14 protein-coding genes are annotated in these 17,548 nt (G+C 67.0%); 6 read left to right on the top strand and 8 right to left on the bottom strand.

Going from position 1 to position 17,548, the window contains the following annotated elements:
* Positions 1–10: 10 nt before the first annotated feature.
* From SD37_RS09865 to SD37_RS09880, 4 genes are all read left to right on the top strand, one after another.
* Entirely contained in the window at positions 11–865 is an 855-nt protein-coding gene (locus tag SD37_RS09865) for an alpha/beta fold hydrolase (RefSeq protein ID WP_052674927.1), read from the top strand.
* Positions 866–1,612: 747 nt separating this feature from the next.
* The gene (locus SD37_RS09870) at positions 1,613–2,335 is read left to right on the top strand and encodes a tryptophan 2,3-dioxygenase family protein (RefSeq protein ID WP_044851408.1); all 723 of its coding nucleotides are present in this window, start codon (positions 1,613–1,615) and stop codon (positions 2,333–2,335) included.
* Positions 2,335–3,789, top strand: coding sequence for a pyridoxal phosphate-dependent decarboxylase family protein (locus SD37_RS09875; protein WP_083254916.1), 1,455 nt, complete (start codon positions 2,335–2,337; stop codon positions 3,787–3,789). The genes SD37_RS09870 and SD37_RS09875 overlap by 1 nt, the downstream gene beginning before the upstream one ends.
* A gap of 142 nt (positions 3,790–3,931) precedes the next feature.
* Entirely contained in the window at positions 3,932–6,439 is a 2,508-nt protein-coding gene (locus tag SD37_RS09880) for a helix-turn-helix transcriptional regulator (RefSeq protein WP_236725304.1), read from the top strand.
* Between the two features lie 362 nt (positions 6,440–6,801).
* On the opposite strand, the gene SD37_RS09885 is transcribed toward SD37_RS09880, so the two are convergent.
* The 5 genes from SD37_RS09885 to SD37_RS09905 all read right to left on the bottom strand — a co-directional run bounded on the left by SD37_RS09885 (position 6,802) and on the right by SD37_RS09905 (position 11,597).
* Entirely contained in the window at positions 6,802–7,236 is a 435-nt protein-coding gene (locus SD37_RS09885; protein ID WP_044851410.1) for a hypothetical protein, read from the bottom strand.
* A 130-nt stretch (positions 7,237–7,366) separates the two neighbouring features.
* Complete coding sequence (locus SD37_RS09890) at positions 7,367–8,281, bottom strand: DMT family transporter (protein WP_044851411.1); 915 nt, start codon at positions 8,279–8,281, stop codon at positions 7,367–7,369.
* Complete coding sequence (locus SD37_RS09895) at positions 8,278–9,066, bottom strand: 2OG-Fe dioxygenase family protein (protein ID WP_044851412.1); 789 nt, start codon at positions 9,064–9,066, stop codon at positions 8,278–8,280. Before SD37_RS09895 ends, SD37_RS09890 begins: the two co-directional genes overlap by 4 nt.
* A 275-nt stretch (positions 9,067–9,341) precedes the next feature.
* The gene (locus tag SD37_RS09900; RefSeq protein ID WP_236725305.1) at positions 9,342–10,409 is read right to left on the bottom strand and encodes a glycoside hydrolase family 26 protein; all 1,068 of its coding nucleotides are present in this window, start codon (positions 10,407–10,409) and stop codon (positions 9,342–9,344) included.
* 72 nt (positions 10,410–10,481) lie between these two features.
* Complete coding sequence (locus SD37_RS09905; RefSeq protein WP_472239611.1) at positions 10,482–11,597, bottom strand: alcohol dehydrogenase catalytic domain-containing protein; 1,116 nt, start codon at positions 11,595–11,597, stop codon at positions 10,482–10,484.
* A gap of 62 nt (positions 11,598–11,659) precedes the next feature.
* On the opposite strand from SD37_RS09905, the gene SD37_RS09910 reads away from it, so the two are divergent.
* A complete protein-coding gene (locus SD37_RS09910) occupies positions 11,660–12,559 on the top strand; it encodes a LysR family transcriptional regulator (protein ID WP_044851414.1) in 900 nt (299 codons plus the stop codon).
* A 194-nt stretch (positions 12,560–12,753) separates the two neighbouring features.
* Here the strand turns inward: SD37_RS09910 and SD37_RS09915 are convergent, their stop codons facing one another.
* From SD37_RS09915 to SD37_RS09925, 3 genes are read right to left on the bottom strand one after another with little or no spacing between them, the layout of a single operon-like run.
* Positions 12,754–14,571, bottom strand: coding sequence for a glycoside hydrolase family 9 protein (locus SD37_RS09915; RefSeq protein WP_052674929.1), 1,818 nt, complete (start codon positions 14,569–14,571; stop codon positions 12,754–12,756).
* Positions 14,572–14,603: 32 nt separating this feature from the next.
* Positions 14,604–15,821, bottom strand: a complete 1,218-nt coding sequence (locus SD37_RS09920) for a sensor histidine kinase (RefSeq protein ID WP_052674930.1) — start codon at positions 15,819–15,821, stop codon at positions 14,604–14,606.
* Complete coding sequence (locus SD37_RS09925; RefSeq protein ID WP_044851416.1) at positions 15,818–16,483, bottom strand: response regulator transcription factor; 666 nt, start codon at positions 16,481–16,483, stop codon at positions 15,818–15,820. Before SD37_RS09925 ends, SD37_RS09920 begins: the two co-directional genes overlap by 4 nt.
* A gap of 242 nt (positions 16,484–16,725) precedes the next feature.
* Between SD37_RS09925 and SD37_RS09930 the strand changes: the two genes are divergently transcribed.
* On the top strand, positions 16,726–17,493 hold the full coding sequence (locus SD37_RS09930; protein WP_083254918.1) for a helix-turn-helix domain-containing protein: 768 nt from the start codon (positions 16,726–16,728) through the stop codon (positions 17,491–17,493).
* Positions 17,494–17,548: the final 55 nt, after the last annotated feature.

Consider the following 17,548-nt stretch of genomic DNA (forward strand, 5'->3'; position numbering starts at 1 on the left):
GGAGGCAAGCATGGTGACGCGAAACATCATGGTGCCGTGCTCATCGCAGATCAGTGCGGCGGTGGGCACAAGCGTGTTCTCCCGGTTGGCGGCCGCGCTACGGGTCCCGTTGTGGCACGAGGCGCAGGCCTTCCGTCAACGGCGCGAGGTCGAGCGGCATCCCCTGTGGGACATCCCGCCATTGGAGGTGGCCGGGCTGCCGGTGCTGCTGGTCGGCGGCATGGGCAGCACCCCGACGCTGCTATCCCCACTTCAGGAGCTGCTGAGGCGGCTCGAGTGCCGGGTGCGGGTGGCTCCCGTCCGGTTCGGCGTCGGCTGCGGCGAAGCCACCACCAGCATGGTCGAGGGCGCCCTGGCGGACTTGGTCGAGTCCGCCTCGACCCCAGTCGTGGTGATCGCGCACAGCCGGGGTGGGCAGTTCGCCCGCGCTGTCGCGGTCCGCCGACCCGAACTGCTGCGTGGCCTGATCACTCTGGGCTCTCCGCTGACACGGATGCTTGCCGTGCATCCGCTCCTCAAGGCCCACATCGCCGCACTGGGTGCCGTCGGCGCTATCGGTGCGCCGGGCCTGCTGCGCCCTGGCTGCCTGTGGGGCGCGTGTTGCGCGCGACTACGAGCCGACCTCACCGGCCCGTTTCCTCACACGGTGCCGTTCCTGTCGATCTACTCTCGAGACGATCGCATCGTCGACTGGCGGAGTTGCCTTGATCCCGCGGCCCGCCACCACGAGGTCACTACCAGCCACGGCGGACTGATCTGGGACCCAGCCAGCCTGTACGCCGTCGTCGAGGAACTTGCCGCCCTCACCGGGACTACACGGGTCGCCACAGACAAGACGCCCAACCCCAGCCACTTCGCAGCTTAAAGATCGAAGGTGGAGCGATCTTGGTGTCTGGATAGCCGTCCTCACCCGCCGGATCGAGCGGTGAGAAGCTCGCAGAGGTGCGTCAATACCACGTGTTTGTGGGTAATACGATGCCACATGAGGGCAATGTTGTTGCCAGTTCGCACCTGTCTTTTCTGGGTCTGCTTGTGATGGTGCGCGGCCTTTAGTGACACTTGATCGTTGTCTCTCCGTTTTGGCTGTTCTGAGCCGTTGCAACTGTGGTAGGTGGCCGTTGCTGCTGAGTGGCTTGCCGGTTTTGACGGGGCTTGATGGCAGGGATGTCACGCTCTTCTCCTGGAAATTGGGGGAGGTTGTCGTGCATACGTCTCTGCCTGAGTTCGCTGGCGTTACGGGAATGCCGGATCCTGGTTCCACGGTGTCCGGCGCTCAATCCGTTTCTTCCGATGGCGCATTCGTCTCCGGCGGACAAGCTGTTCCTGATGGTGGATGGTGTGGCGCAGCCGGTCACCGATCGGGCGCGTGGTCGGCTCCACCAGGCAAGGCCGTTGCCGACCGTGTGATCCACGGGTGTGGCCGCGCCGGAGTCCCCGGTTCGTCGTCGTAGCCGCGTATCCTTTGCCGGACGGCGGAAATCGGTTTCCGAAGTCGTTCCCTCAGGTGGAACACGCCTTGCCCGGCCAGTTCAGGGCTCTTTAGCGTGGCGCCAGAAGCCTGATCGGCCCTGCCCCGGGTCGCCGCGGGGCGCCGATTCCCGGAGGAGCGAACATGACGCCGGTCGAAGACGGGCAGGTGTCCACGGCGTATGAGCGATATCTGCAGACGGATCGGCTGTTGAGCCTGCAGCGGTCAGGTGAGCTCGTCCACCCCGACGAAATGATCTTCCTTGTCGTCCAGCAGTCGTCGGAGCTGTGGCTGAAGCTGCTGACCCACGAACTCGAGTCCGCTGTGGTCTCGACCAGGACCGGCTCGACATTGTCCGCGATCCGCCACCTCCGCCGGGCACATTCCTGTCTGGGGCACCTGATCGGGCAGCTCGATGTACTCGATCACATCCCGCCGTGGTCGTATCAGCACATCCGCACGCAGCTGGAAGACGGCTCGGGTTTCTCCTCGCCCGGCTGGTCGGCGACCCGGAAAGTCGCCCGCCTGCTGGGCACGGAGTTCTTCGCGCTGCTGAGCAGGCGGGGTGTCTCGCTACGTGAGATTTACGTCCACCACAGCCGTTTCGAAGATCTCTACCAGCTCACTGAAGGCCTTGTCGATCTCGACTCCGACTGCATGCTGTGGCGCACAAGGCACCTCAAGGTCATCGAGCGCACCATCGGAGCCGAAGCGATCGGGCTGGCCGGAACGTCGATCGAGGTCATGGCGAAACTGACCACACGGCAGTTCTACCCGGACCTCTGGCGGATCCGGTCACAGCTCACCGACGAGGCCGGCAAGCGGCTCACCTCACCGGGCCTCGTCCCGCGCCAGCAGCAGGGTTGATGATGGACCGACCTTCACCCGCGTCCGCGGTGGACTGGGAGAATCTCATCGAGGCCGTGCGTCCTTACCTCAGCACGCTGGTCGACACGCAGCGCACGCCAAACGCCCGGCCGGTCCTCACCGACGACGACAGCTTCTATGAGAGTTCACGGGTGCCCGGACCCGTGCCCGCAGTGGGCACGCCCTTGCCGGGACTGCTGGACGAGATCATCTCGAATGTGTTGGACCGCGGCTATCTCAACGGTGCGCATCCGCACTACTTCGGCTATTTCCACCCGCGTCCGCTGCCGGTGGCCGTCCTCGGGGACAGCATCGCCTCCCTGCTCAACCAGAGCCCGGCGGCATGGCGGATGGGCCCGGCCGCGACCGCGATGGAAGTGCGGACCCTTGCCTGGGTGGCCGACTTCATCGGGTACCGGGGCGCGGTGGGTTCGGCACTGCCCGCGGGAATCTTCACCTCGGGTGGGACGCTGGCTAACATTTCGGCGTTGAAGCTGGCGAGAGACGCCGTGCTCGGGGAAGAAGTGCGGGAGAGGGGCATCAGCGGTGACGGCCCCCGCGCCACGGTGTATGCCTCGGCCGAGGCGCATTACTCCCTTTCCCGGGCGATGGACATGCTGGGCCTGGGCAGACGCTCGCTCCGGCTCGTCCCGACCGATCGGGCCGGGCGAATTCTCGTCGGCACCCTGCTCGAGCGGATACGCGACGATCGGCGCGCCGGGCACCGGCCGGTCGCGGTCGTCGGCATGGCGGGCGCGACCGCCACCGGCGCGATCGATCCGCTGACCGAACTGGCCGCGATCGCGGCCGAGCACGGCATGTGGTTCCACATCGACGGTGCGGCTGCGGCCGTCTTCGCCGATCTCGCGCGGACCAGGGCGCGGTTCAACGGTCTCTCGCTGGCGGATTCGGTGACCTTGGATCCCCACAAGTGGCTGTTCCTGCCGTACGGGCTGGGATGCCTGCTGGTCCGCGACCCGGATCGGCTTTCGGGCAGCTTCTCCGACCAAGCACACTACTGGAGCCATGACAGTCGTACCGACTTCGTCCACCTCGGCCCGGAGGGCGCTCGCCCGTGGAAGTCACTCGGGTTGTGGCTGGCACTGCGGCACCTGGGCCGAGACGGCTACGAGCGCCTGCTCATGGGCAATCTCGACGTCGCGGCCCGGCTCGCCGAGCGGGTGCTCGCGACAGACGGTCTGGAACTCTTCGCCGACCCTGTGCTTCCCATCTGCTGTTTCCGGGCGACTCCGCCCCCGGGGGCTGACAGCGACGATTACAACACGGCACTGCACCGTGAGCTGATCCGGCGCGGTGACTTCCACCTCACGGTCTGTCGCCCGAATGACGAGGTCTATCTGCGGGTGGCGATCAACAACCACACCACTCGCCGCGAACATGTCGACGCACTCGTCGAGGCGGTGGTGGCAGCACGTGCCACGCTCGGTCGTTGAGCGTGAGCGCTTTCCGGGCGGGTGCGTCCGTTCATCGCGTCTGCCCGGAAACACCGGCCCGCGGGACCGATAAAGAAATCATTGAGTCGTCCTTGTTGGAATCGGCGATATCCACAAATGCCGAGGCCGGAGGGGTTGCGAAATGTCGCGACGACGTGGCGGACTGGTGGGACGGAAAGCGGAACTCGCGTCCATCGTCGCGGACCGTCGTGCCGCGGGCCTGACCGTGGTGTCCGGGCCGCCGGGCAGTGGCAAGTCGGCCCTGCTGGACGAAGTGCGCCGGACACTCGCCGCGAGCGGCACACCCGTGCTCAGCGTGTCGTTCCCCGCCGAGCGGCCCGAGTGGGACCTGTTCGGCTTCCGGCCGGTGCTCGCGGCGATCCGCGAGCAGTACGAGCAGTTCGAAACCGATTCGAGGTTGCCGGAGTCCTTGGAGCGCGTGGGCGGGTCGTGCACGGAAGAGGCCTACGCCGATCCGTGGTCGCGCTTCTGCTTGTTGCACGCGATGAGCACGCTGTTCACCCGGCTCGAAACCATCGCGCCGGTGACGGTCCTGCTCGACGGCGCCGACCATCTTCCGGATCCCGCGCTCGCCGTGGCGCCGATGCACCGCGCCGGCCACACGGTCATCGCGTCGTGTCGCACGCCGCCGCCAGGCCGTTCAGATCCGTTCCGCGGGACACAGTGCCGCACGCTCGAGCTGGGCCCGCTCTCGCCGGACGACTCTACGGCCTTGCTGCGGCGGGCGGCCGGTGCGCGAGTCGCGCCCGCGCTGGCGCAGGCGGTCCAGCATGCGCTGGGACCGCTGTGGGGGCATCCCGCGGCGATCCTTTCGACGGTGAGTGGCCTGCGCCGCGACGAGCGGCTCGAGGTCGTCGATGGTCTCGTCCATTTGCGAGACGAGGAATGCCCCATCGCGGTGCCGGACGGCCATCCCTTCTCCGACTTGATCGAGGGCTTCGGGGAGGTCGGCAAGCGTCTGGTCGCGCTCGCGGCGAGTCCTCCAGGGGTGCTCCTCGACGAGGTCCGTCATCTCGAAGACGGTGACCAGGAGGGGAAGGAAGCGGGCCGCGCGGCCGACACGCTCATCAGGGCCGGGTTGCTGGACAGCGCTCCGGACGGGCGTATCCGGTGCCGAGTACCCGGTATCGGCTCCTCCATGGTCCATAGTGGACTCGATGTCCGGCGGCTGCATCGCCGTGTCGCCGAAGGCATGCTGGGTAGTGGCAAGGTGACCGGCCCGCATCGGCAACCGCTCGCCGGCCACATCGCCGCGGCAGGCGGTGAAATGCCGCCCGACGCGGACCACGTCGGCGTGCTGCGGTCCGCCGAGTGCGCGCTCACCGCCGACTCGACCGAGCGCGCCACGCACCTTCATGCGATCTGGTGGCACACCCGCCGGACGGCCGACCGAGCGGAGAGCCAGACCGAACTGTTCCGTCACCTGGTCCGCACCGCCGATTACCCGAGGTTGGAGACCTTCACCCACGAGGCACTGGCCGGCGAGCCGGGAGCGGGCGAGCGCGCCGAACTCGCCGTGGCGGCGGTCCTTGCCGCCGTGCATCTCGGGCGTCCGGTATCGGTACCCGTCAGGGACATGCTGGTGAGTGACGAGGCGACGGTGGGGTTCGCCGACCGCTGGTTCGACGGCAGGCGGATAGTACCGGAGGACGTGGAGCTTTCCCTGCTGCCGATCTGGCGGCAGGTCAGCTTCGCGGCGCCCGCGCCGGGCAGGCGTTGCAGGCTGCCGGAAGACGAACTCGCCGAAGCCTGCGCCGTTCGCGACCTCGTGCCCCTGTTCCGTGCGGTGCTGGGCCGGGACTATCAGACCCCGCACGCCGGTCCGCTGGCCGCGCACCACCGGGCGAGGACCGCCCACGCGAAAGGTCTTTGGGCGGAGGTGCTGGACGCGGTGGAAGAACTCGAAGCACACCCAACGGTCGATATTCTGGTGCGCGAGCACACTCGGCTGCTCGCGGCGGAGGCCTGCGCCAAGCAGGGCGAAGCAGGCAGCGCTGCCGGGTGGCTGGCCACGGTTCCCACGAACGGCGACCTTCCGCTGCTGCGGGCCTGGGTCGAGGTCGGCGCCCTCTACGAAACAGGAGAAGGTCAGGACGCGTTCCAACTCGGTTGGCGGGCGCTGCGGACTCACCGCGATTCCGGCGACGAGCTGGGTGCGTCGCGGCTGTTTCTGCGGCTCGCCCGCCTTGCTCACCGCGACCGCGACGTCTCTCGATACGACGAGGTCGTCGAAGCGGCGGAAAAATGGTTCGCCCGCAAGGGAACACCGCGCTTCTCCGCGCTCCCTGAGGCAGTGCGGACGCTGGTAAGCGGCGAAGCGGGGGCCACCTCCACTGAGCGGGTGCTCGCCGAACTGGGCCAGGTCCCCACGGAACCGCGGCGCGAAAACGACAGGGACACGGCGGCTGCCGGGCCAGTCGGTCGCGAACCCTTGTCGGAGACCGAGCTCGGCATTCTCGCGCTGGTGCGTACCGGACGGACCAACAGGCAGATCGCCCGCGCGGTCCGGATCAGCGAGAAAACCGTCGAGAAGCACCTGACGAGGTTGTTCGTCAAAGCGGGTTGCCAGACCAGGTACGGCCTGGCGACGTCGAAGCTGGGGCGGCACTCGGATGTCATCGGCGCCTGAGGGTTTCGGCTGCCGCCGGTCTCGGCTTCCACGCGGCTTCGACGACACGGTCGAACCTGAGCCGGCACCTGAGTGCGAGGAACTCATCGGTCCGCACTTCGAGCGGCGGACAAGCTGAGCCGAAATCTGTACGGCGAAGCTTCGAGCAAGGACATGGCGGTGTTCTTCGCGCGCTACGGCTATGGCCTCACTTGACCCGTCCAACGCGCTGAGCCGCCCTTCGGTACGGATACCGAAGGGCGGCTCAGCGCGGTCGACCTCCTGCCGAACAGATCGGATACAGGCTGCTGGAGGCATGTCCACGAAACCCAGCCGTTCGCATTCGGCTTGGGATTGTGATTCACATTGTTCGTTGTTCCGGGCTAACGGACTTCCTGACTCAGATTGTCATTGTAGCCGTCGCCGTCCGAAGGTGTTCCCTTTCCGGAGTAGTTCCTCTGCTTCTCTTCGGTCTTCTGGTCGGAGGTCGAGATCATCCCGGAAACCTCCTTTTCAAGACCGGAAAGCAGATTTTTGATCGCCGTCGCGTTTTCACCGTCGGTGTTCTGGAACTTGTCCGCGAGAGTCTTCAGCTTCGCGCCCATGCCAAAGAAGGCGAGTTCAAGGTGCTCAGCGTGCGCGCCAACGGCGTTGCGCCGGTCATCGGCAACCCTTTCAAGCCACACCGCGAGCGGAAACTTTCCCGCATTCGGCCAATGGCGTTTCAGCGCCTCGAAGGTCGCCCTGTGCTCGGCCATGATCTTGAGGATGTTGTCGGCCACCCCGCGGACGGCGTTGGCATCGATTTTCGTGGCCACTGGAACTCCTTAGCTGCTTACTGCCATGGCTGTGCCCCCAGTTGACGGTAACGCGTTGTCCGCTTCTGATCGCGACAGTTGATCCTCGTCAAGAATTCGGAGGGGTATCCTTCACCAGTGGCGAGCGGTGTTACACCCGGTCACGCCGTTCCGCGGCGTCCGATGCCGCGTCCGGCTCGACCGCGAGGGGGTTCGCGCTCGGCGCGACGGCGCGGAACTCGGTGAGCGCCATGGCGCCGACAACCAGGATCGCCCCGAGCACGATGCGGATCGTCAGCTCGTCGTTGTCGAACAGGACGCCGAAGAAGCTGGCGAAGACCGGCTCCATCGTCAGGGCCAGCGCTGCGGCGACCGCGGGCAGCCTGGCCTGTGCCCAAGTCTGGACCAGGTAGGCACCCGCTGTCGCCACCACCGCCAGCCCGATGACCGGAATCCAGAAACTCCGATCACCCGGAAGGTCGATGCCGCTCGGCGCACCCAGGATGAGGCAAACCACTCCGACCACGCCCAGCTGCACCACGGTCAGCGCATAGGCGCGGTCGGCGGTGGACCATTTGCTCAGCGCGACGATGTGCAGCGCGAAGAAAAGCGCGCACAGCAGGGTGAGTCCCTCGCCGGGACCGATCGCGAATCCACGTATCGTCATGATTCCCAGCCCGGCGGTGGCGACGATCACGGCGACCCAGGTCGCCGTTCCGAGCCGTTGCCTGAGCAGCAGGCCCGCCATCACCGGCGTGAACACCACGGACATTCCAGTGATGAAGCCGGACATCGAAGCCGATGTGTGCTGTTGGCCGAAGGTCTGCGCGATGTAGGCGATGCTCAGCAAAAGCCCGGAAAGGGCACCGTATCCCCACTGCTTTCGGCTCAACGTCAGCAAGCGGTGGGGACGCCACAGCGCCAGCAGGCCTGCCGCGAGAAGAAACCGCACGGCCAGGAAGTCCATCGGTGGTACCTGCTGCGTCACGTCCTTGACGACGACGAATGTCCCGCCCCAGACAGCTGCGACCACCACCAGAGCGACCAGCGCGAGCGGCTTCGTCATGTGCGCTGCGTCATCGGAGTGAAGTCGATCAGCAGTACCGCGCGCTCAGCCGACTCAGCGCCGGCCGCGACAGTGATCGGCGCTACGTAATGGCTGACCAGATCGTCCTTGACCCCATACGAGTCCAGGGGTCGGCGTAGCACGAACCGGTCCAGTACATTTTCCGTCGCGACGTCGTCCGGGGAGCTCCCGGCGGACGCCGGAGTCGCGATCACGTTCTCGCCACCTTCCGCGTCGCGCCGGTAGATCAAGTGCGCGAACGTGTAAGGCTCCCCGTCCTGATGCAGCATGTCGGGAGACGCGACAGCTCGGCCACCCGGGTCGTCCACCGAGAGCTTGAGCAGATGGACACCCACCTGGAACGGCCGGCAGAGTTCGGCCTCTTCCCAAGTCGTTCGCGCGAAGTCGAACCTGATCAGCTCGGTCAGCAGGGAATTCCGCTTGATCGCTTCGGTGAGTCCAGGCATGTGCCTCACCACGCCGGCGAATTCCGGGTTGTGCCGCCCTTGCTGGTAGTCGTTGAAGCTGACGCTCGAACCGTCCGGCATGTCCGCGACCGCATCGGGCATCCAGTAAAACCGGTTGTTCCAGGGAAGCAGGACTCCTCGGCCATAGCGACGGTAACGGCCTTCGTTCTTCGAGTACGGATCCACCGGGAGTTGTTCGAACTGCGCTGTCAGATCGTGAAGTGGCTCGTCTGTGAAGGCGGTGTCGAGCATCGAGCCCAGGCTATAGCGTTCGTAGCCGCAGTCTTGGAGTTTCGAGGTGAGCAGGCTGGATTGCATTACTGTTCCTTCCTTGAATTGCTGGCGCTGGGGCGTCGACGCTTGACTGCCACCGAAAGTCGTGACAAGGTGAACACGCATAGTAAATCGCGGCGGTTGCCAGCGTTCCCTTGGCGGGCATCGAGTGGAAAGACTATTTTTACCAGCCGATTGGCCGCTCGTGACGGTCTGTGCCCGAACGTTCAGAGAAGAATTTCCGTATACACCGGATTTGTGAAACGTGTCACGGCCCAACGTGTTCGTTCGCTGTCAGGAAAGGAATTCTCGCTGAGCTCTTACCCGCGCGGGTTGAAGTATGGGTCCTTCGCGAGGTCTCGATAGGCCGCGAGGGAAGACGGTGACGAGTTGACCTGCCAGTGCCGCTCCTTGGCGACATCGAACCATACCGCCGCTTTGATGAGTGGGAACCTCTGCCGCAAGGTGGGCGCCACCTCGTTGATCCACTGTGCTTTACTGCCGCCGACCTCGTCGGAAGCCATTTCCCCGATGATGATCGGTTTTCGCAAGCCTGCGAGTTGCTCGTACGCGGCGGCGAAGACCTCTTCGAAGCTTTGCCACGAAAAGCCTTCTTCGGAGGTACCCCAGTTGTATCCGTCGACGCCTGTCCAATCGACGTAACCGTCGCCGGGGTAGTAGGACATCGCGGGCGGGCTGTTCGGGCTGTCGGTGTTGTTGGGGCACCAGATCCACACGACGTTCTCTGCGCCGCGGCTCACGAAGATATCGTGGACCCGCCGGTAGGCGGCGATGTACTTGTCGGGGGAGTGGCCACCCCAGCTCGCACTCTCGTTCATCTCCGCGGCGAAATCGAGCAGTACCTTCTTGCCGAGAGCCTTCGCGCTGTCGGCACGCGCCTCGATGTCACCGTCCAGCTTTCCGTCGACGATGTCATCGAAGGAGACGCCGAACGGCTCCCAGTTGATCAACGGTATCCGGCCGTCGGCGAGATCAGCCCGCGTGGCCGCGGACGTGGCCCAATCAGTCGACCAGTCGTAGTACGACAGGTGGATGGCCGGCTTTCGCCCGATCCGCGCGTCGGTCTCCTCGATACTCCCGGTGCCGTAGTAGTGCCCCAGGAGCACACCCCGCGGGGGCACCAGGATGTCACCGCGGTCGGCTGCGCTCTTGGCCGGCGGCGCCGGGAGGGGTGGCAGATCGTCGGTGCCGGAACATCCGGCGGTGATGGCGACCAACGACAACACGAGGACGACGGTTCGGTGGACCGCTCTCATCACTGACCCCTGCTGCGATAGAACCACGGAGGCACGGGCGATGCCGCGCGGAATCGTGAGCTTAGGCGCGATCGTCGAAAGAGAGCCGAGGTTCGGGCCGAGTGGGGACACGGCGGCAACCACACTGCCCGAAACGGCAGTGTGGCCCCGTCACCAGTAGGCTGCCACGGCTTTTGCGAGGGTTTAGACCAGTGGCGTGAGGACGGTGCGGTCGAAGGGCCCGCCGTGTTCGGCCGCGTGGGTGATCGCGTCGTTGACCTGGTCGAGATCGAATCGGGTGAGGTGTTCGGGGGTGAGGTCCAGCGCACCCGTCGCGATGAGCCGGATCATGCCGACGTTCGCCGTGCGCGGATACATCCATTGGCCGCGTACGGTTACGGAATTGCGCATGAGCCAGGGGTAGGGAAGGGCGAGATCCGCGCCGCCGAGCATGCCGACGCCGCCCATCAGCACGACCCGTCCGTACTCGCGCACGGTCATGGCTGCCGCGCGTGTCACCGAACTGGGGGCCTGGGGCGGCAGGAGATCGAGCACCATGTCGATGGGGCCGTCGGTGGCCGCGGCCATGGCGGAGCGGTCGGTGTCTTCGTCTCCGCTGAGCTCGATTGGGGTCACCCGCGGGCCGAATCGGTCGGCGAGCAGGTCGAGGACGGCCCGGTTACGGCCCGGGACCACGACGTGCCCGGCACCCATGGCGATCGCGACGGCAACCGCGCTGCTGCCGAGATTACCGGTGGCCCCACTGATCAACACCGTCTCTCCGGCCGCGAGTTGGCCGGCCAGCAGCCCTCCGTACGGAATGGTGTGCACACTCAGTGCGGACCACCGTGCGGGATCGGCTGCCGTCCCCGCCGGTAGGGGATACACGTTCTCGGTGGGAACCCGCATGAGTTCGGCGAATGGTCCGTCATGCAGGTATCGGGCCAGCTTGGCGCCACCCTCGCCACGAGAGCTCCAGCCCTGCAGCGTGACATCCGGTGTCAGGGCGTCGTCGCGGGCGCGGACTGTCGAGTCGCACCACACCAGGTCGCCCTTCTTCAGCTTGGTCGCGTCCGGTCCCACGTTCACCACTCGGCCGATGCCGCCGACTCCCGGTATGACAGGTGGTTCCAACGGATAGCGCCGTTCACCGCTGAACACCTCGGCCGCGTACGGCGGCACATAGGTCGCAAGGACCTCGACCAGTACCTCGCCAGTACCGGTTCGCGGGTCGGGTACGTCGTGCACCGTGAGCGGGGAGCCGAACGCGGTAAGTGTCGCTGCTCGCATGGAAAGCCTTTCTGTCTCGTCCTCCACCACGCTAGGCACGGCGGAGGCATGCGGGAAGCGATGATCTGACATATCTGGTATGCGTAGTCAGCATGGACGTGTCGAGTGCGAGCCTCCGGGTGCTGTGTCAGATCGCTGAGTCGGGCAGCTTCACCGCGGCCGCCGCGCAACTGGGCTACACGCAGTCCGCGGTCTCACGCCAGGCGATCGCGCTCGAACGCGGCGTCGGAGCCACGCTGTTCGAGCGGCGGACCGACGGGGTACGGCTCACGCAGCGCGGACTGACGCTGCTGCGCCATGCCCGAACGATCTTGGAGTCGGTCGACGTGGCCGAGCGCGAGCTGACCGGTGAGACTTGCGGTACGGACCAGGTGCGGCTCGGGTCGGTTCTCAGCGCCGGACCGGTGATCCTGCCCGCCGCCCTCGCCCGGCTCGCCAGGACAGCGCCACGGATTCGGGTCTCCACCCGCGAAGGCACCACGCCCAGTTTGGCTCGAGCCCTGCGCGCCGGTTCGATCGACGTTGCCGTGCTCACCTCTCGCCCACCGCACCGGCCACCGGACGGCGAGTCACCACGCCTGCACATCACGGCCGTTCAGGACATCGAGCTTCTCGTGGCGGCGTCGGCCACCGGCACGTTCGCGGGCCGCACGTCCGTACACGCCGACGAATTGGTCGACGCACCTTGGATCGCCGGCCCCTCATCGAGCTCGGAGCCACTGCTCGGTGTCTGGCCGGGCCTGCCGGGCCGAGCGCGCATCGCCCACACGGCAAGGGATTGGCTGACGAAGCTGCACTTGGTCGCCGGAGGTTTCGGCGTCACCACGATTCCGGAAGGCCTGACGCCGGTTGCCTCGCCCGACGTGATTTCCCTGCGGGTCCAGGGCGCGCCACCGGAGATCCGCAGGGTTCTCGTGGCCCGGCTCCCCGGAACCGCCACGCCGGCGATCACAGAGGTCACTCAGGCGATCGCCATGGCCGTCCGCCCGTGACGACAGGCCTGAGCGCGGTTCTACGGGTGCGGTATGGCGGCGGCGCCGCGGTGCGGCCCGATGTCCCCAATGCCACATTGGAGACACTGAGCGTCTCCAATGTGGCATTGGGGACATCGTCGACTCTTGGAGCTCCGCTCACATCCACCTGACACGGCCACCCAAGGGGCGGCCGTGTCGCACGGCTCGTGAGATCAGCGGCTCGCGAGCGCGAACGTCAGCAACGCCGTGGCGGTGAAGTCGTCGGCGGGTTCGACGCTCTGCCAGGCGCCGACGTCGTCGAGAAAGCGCGCGCCATGACCATCGAAGCGGGCGAAGTCTCCAGCCACACAAGGGCGCATGGTCGGGAACCGGTTCAGCTCGGCGAATCGGTTCGCCCCGTTCGGTCCGTTGACGGCCGCGCCGGTCAGCTGCTGCCCGGTGAGGTTCGTGACCTGGTGTTCGGGGCAGCGCGGGTACACACTGCCCGCTCCGATGACGAAGGACGATCCCCACGCGTTGGCGCCGAGCGCCCAGTTCCGTTGCTGAGTGCCGAATGCGGCGTAGGTGTCGTTCTTGGTGGTTTGCTGATGCAGCAGCGCCGTCGTGGCGAGGCCGAAGGTGTGCGGCACGGCGTCGAACTCGAGGTAATCGGCACCGGCACGGAAGGGGTCGCGGTCCGCCCGTGTCCTGCCGTCGTCGAGCTGGCGGGCGAGATCGCCGGTGAGGCGGTCGCGGGTGGTCTCGACGGCCGTGCCGCCGCCATCGAGAAGCTTGACCAGGTCGGCGTGGGCGAGAGCGCTGACGTCGCCGACACCCAGGGTGCCGCGCGTGTCCGAGCTCAGGTAGGCCGTCGCCCAGTGCCCGGCGTCGCGGACCCAGCCGTCCGTGCGCGGGTCGCCGAGTGCCTTGCCCGCCAAGGCCAGTTCCGTGGCGGCGAACTCGAGATCGTCCTGCCAGGACGCTTCGGGGTAGAACGCGTGCGGGTAAGCGGTGACCAGCGCGTCCGGCTCGCGATCGGCCAGCTCGTACATCTTCGCCGCTTTGTCGAGCGCACGGCGAGCGGCGTCGCCGGTGGTGGTCTGGGCCGTCAGCGCGAAGGCCGCGGCGACCTTCCCCGCCAGGTTGGGGCTGATCGGCTTGCCCGGGTCGGCGGCACGGAACACCGGCCTGCGCGCCAGCATGGGGTCCGCGCCCGGCGCCTCGTCGGCTTCGGGCAGGCGCCAGACGTCGTGGTCGGTGCGCACGTTCTCGTTGCCCGCGCCGATGCCGACCTGGGAGTACAGCGTGCCGGTCTTGTCGTCCCACATCTTGTCCAGCCATGCCATGCCGTGCCGGGTCTCGGCCGCCAGGCCGGGACCGGCCACCGGGGCGTCCCGCTGTGCCAGCAGGAGCAGTGCCGTGCTGTAGGCGGCCGTGTGGGTGAACTTGAGGAAGTCGCCGGCGTCGAACCAGCCGCCCGCGACATCGACCGGGCCACCGACCGGGGTGAGCCGCTCGTCGAGCAATTCACCCCCGGATTCGTCATAACGCGGCACCGCGTAGACGGTCGCGGTGGCGTCGTTGAGGTGCGATGGCTTCCGGTTCACCGTCGACGGAAGAACGTTCGCGCCGTCACGCTGTGCCTGGAAGAAACGGACATTGGCGGCGACCTGGGTACCGAACAGCTCGGCCCCCGAACCGACGCGGAACACCGGCGACGGCGCCGCTCCGGTGGCCAGGATTCGATAGCTGCCAGGGGTTGTCAAGGCCGAGAAGTCCAGCGCCCGCACCGTGGCGAACTCCTCGTTCCAGTCGCCGGTCCGCGGACCGGCGACACCGGCGAACACCTTCCGCCCGGACTCGTCGACGACGTGGAACGTCGTGTCGCCGGAGGTGCCCATCAGGAACGCATGCTTGGCTTCGTCGGCGCGGTAGCCGACCTGGTCGACTCGGACGAAGCCGGTCGGCGGCGGGGCGCTGACGTGCGAGACGCACGCCGTGGTGCAGGCTGCGAGCAGGACAGCGGCCAGGGACAACGCGAGCTTGGACATGGCAGGAGTTTGGCAAGACCTCGATGAGAAGATCATGAGACGGCATGGACGGGCAGCACCAGCTCGGCCACCGTGCCGCCGCCGTCCGCGGCGAGCAGGCGCGCCGAACCACCATGCAGTTCGGCCACCCAGCGCACGATCGACAGACCGATACCGGTACCACCGCCCTCTCCCGCCACGGTTCGCTCGAACATCCGCTCCCGGTCCGCCGCGGCGACGCCGGGGCCGTGGTCGCGAACCGAGGTCCGCCCCTCGGCGACCGTGACCGACACCGGGGTACCGCCGCCGTGGCGCACGGCGTTGTCGACCAGGTTTCGCACCGCTTGCCCGAGCAGATCCGGGTCGCCGAGGACAATGCAGGGTTCGGCTACGAGGTGGACCGCGTAACCTTCGAGGATCTGCTCGACCAGCAGGTCCAGCCGGAGCGGCTCTCGCTCCGCCGTGACCGTGCCCGCCGCCAGCCGGGCACGGACGAGCAAGCCGCTCACCAGCCTGCCGAGTTCCGCGGTCAGCCTGGCCGACCGGCGCAGTGCTTCGGTAGCCCGCTCAGGTTCACGCAGGCCGCTTTCGGTGACCAGCTGGAGCGTGGCCAACGGCGTACGCAGTTCGTGGGCGGCCTCGGCCAGGAACTGCTCCTGCTGGTCGAGGGCCAGTACCGCCGGCCTCATGCTCCGGCCGGAAAGCAGGTGGCCTGCCGCCGCGGCGAGCAGCACCAAGCCCGCGCAGCCGAAGATCAGCCATCGGACCAGCACGTCGTGATCGCGCAGCCCGGCCGCCGGGTCACCGTAGGCGACGACCACCGCGCCGATCCGGTCACCGTTCCAGACGCCTGCCGCGGCGAGGCGCCGGCTCTGTCCGCTCACACTGACGTCGCCCAGCGCTGTTTCCCCACCGCGCGCGCCCTCGGCCACGGCGGCGACGTCCGGCGCCACCGCGCCACCGCCGGGGAACCGTTCGGCCAGTCCGCCGGTGGTCCACTCGAGCACGGCGACGGGCACCGAACCCGCTGCCAGCACATCCTCACGCAACGGTTCGAGATGCAGGAAACCGCCGTCGTCGTAATAGAGCGCGCGGGACAACGCCGTGGCGGTCCGGTCGACGTCTTTGTCGAGTTCGGACGAACGTGAATCCGCGTCGATGCCCGAAGCGATCCCCGCGAGCACCACGAGGCACACCGCTGTGCCGACGGCATACAAGCCGGTGAGCCGCCACCGCAGCCGTCGCAGCCGGATGCGGGCGTGGGTGGTCACGTGGCCGGGCCGTCGATCAGATATCCGGCGCCGCGGACCGTGCTGATCACCGGGGCACCGAGCTTGCGGCGCAGCTGCGCGATCACCGCGTCGACGACGTTCGACAGGGGATCCGCCTGCTCGTCCCAGCAGTGTTCGATCAGCTCAGCGCGGGAGACGACCTGACCCGCCCGGACCATCAGCAGCTCGAGAACCGCGAACTCCTTGGCGCCGACGGAAAGAAGGACGCCGTCACGGCGGATACGCTTGCGTGCGGTATCCACTTCCAGACCGCCGGCGCGCAGTACCGGGGGCCGCGGCTGCTCGGTCCGTCTGCACAGCGCGCCGACCCTGGCGGCAAGTTCGGCGAACGCGAAGGGTTTGACGAGGTAGTCGTCCGCGCCGTCGGCGAACCCGCCGACGCGGTCGCCGACCGTGTCCATCGCGGTCAGCATCAGCGCCGGCACCCTCGATCCCGCGCCGCGAAGCGCGCGAACCAGCTTCAGCCCGTCGCCGTCCGGCAAGACCCGGTCGAGCACAAGACAGTCATAGTCGTTGACGGTGACCGAGAGATCGGCATCGGCGATCGTCGCCACCAGGTCCACCGCATACCCGAGTGACCGCAGGCCTCCGGCGATCTCCGCACCGAGTTCCGGGCCGTCCTCCAGGACCAGCACACGCATGCCGCCACACTAATAGCGCCCGGCGCGGACCCGCCACTCGGCAAGTCGCGGCGGCATCCGGCTGTCCCGCACAGCACGAGTGGGACATATTTCGGCGATGAATATCGGTTGATCGCTCTCGTCAATGTATCGATATTTCACTCTGGCTTCGTTTGTCGGCCGCATGTTACGGTCGTAAGGCGCCGCGCCAGGCGAGCGCCTCATGCGCGAAATCACCGGGAGCGAAATTGTCGGATACCCGTATGCCCATCGCGGACACGACCGTTCTCAAGGATTCTGATCCAGCGAAGAGATCGCGTGGCGTCATAGGCAAGGTGACTCGGGTAATTCGTTTTCTGGGCGGGAAAGACATTCCATGCGGACTCGCCGAGGTGGCCAGGGAGGCAGGCCTGGCCAAGACAACGGCGCACCGCCTCCTGCGCGCCCTCGAGGCCGAGCGAGTAGTACGCCGCACCAGCGCTGGTTACGAACTGCGCGAACGACACTCGACCATGGGCCTGGCAGGCGACGGTCACGCGATCGTGCGCCGTCATGCGCTGAAGGGAATGCTTTCACTGTACGAGTCGACGCACATGCTGGTGCAGCTGATGGTCGTCGAGGCCGACTCGGTTCGCTGCATCGACCAGTTCGAGCCACCGGGTGAAAGCATGCTCAGCCTGCCGATCGATTTCGGGCGGCGGTGGCCCGCACTGCGGGTGGCTTCCGGAAAAGTCCTGCTGTTCGCCGGGTCTCCGCGTCCCGAGGCCGAACCTTCCGCACTCCGGCTTTCCTACGATGACGGCATGACGAATGCGGGCCTGCTCACCGCCGCTGTACCCATCACGATCCGCGGCGGCGGACTCGCCGCCATTTCACTTTCAGGACCGCGTGCGGCGATGTCGCGGGCCGAAATACGGGAGAAGATGCTTTCCATCTCACGCCGGTGTGAATACGAACACAGACGATTGGCCTGTCGACTCACTTCCGGCGGCTTCGCGCTGGCGAAAACGCATCCCGTCACTGCCTTTTGAGGCAAATTCCTTGCTTCCTTCGCCCGCCCCGGAGAAATGTGCCTCCTGGCGCACG

Origin of the sequence: Amycolatopsis orientalis, from assembly GCF_000943515.2 — a bacterium.
GTDB classification, from domain to species: domain Bacteria; phylum Actinomycetota; class Actinomycetes; order Mycobacteriales; family Pseudonocardiaceae; genus Amycolatopsis; species Amycolatopsis orientalis.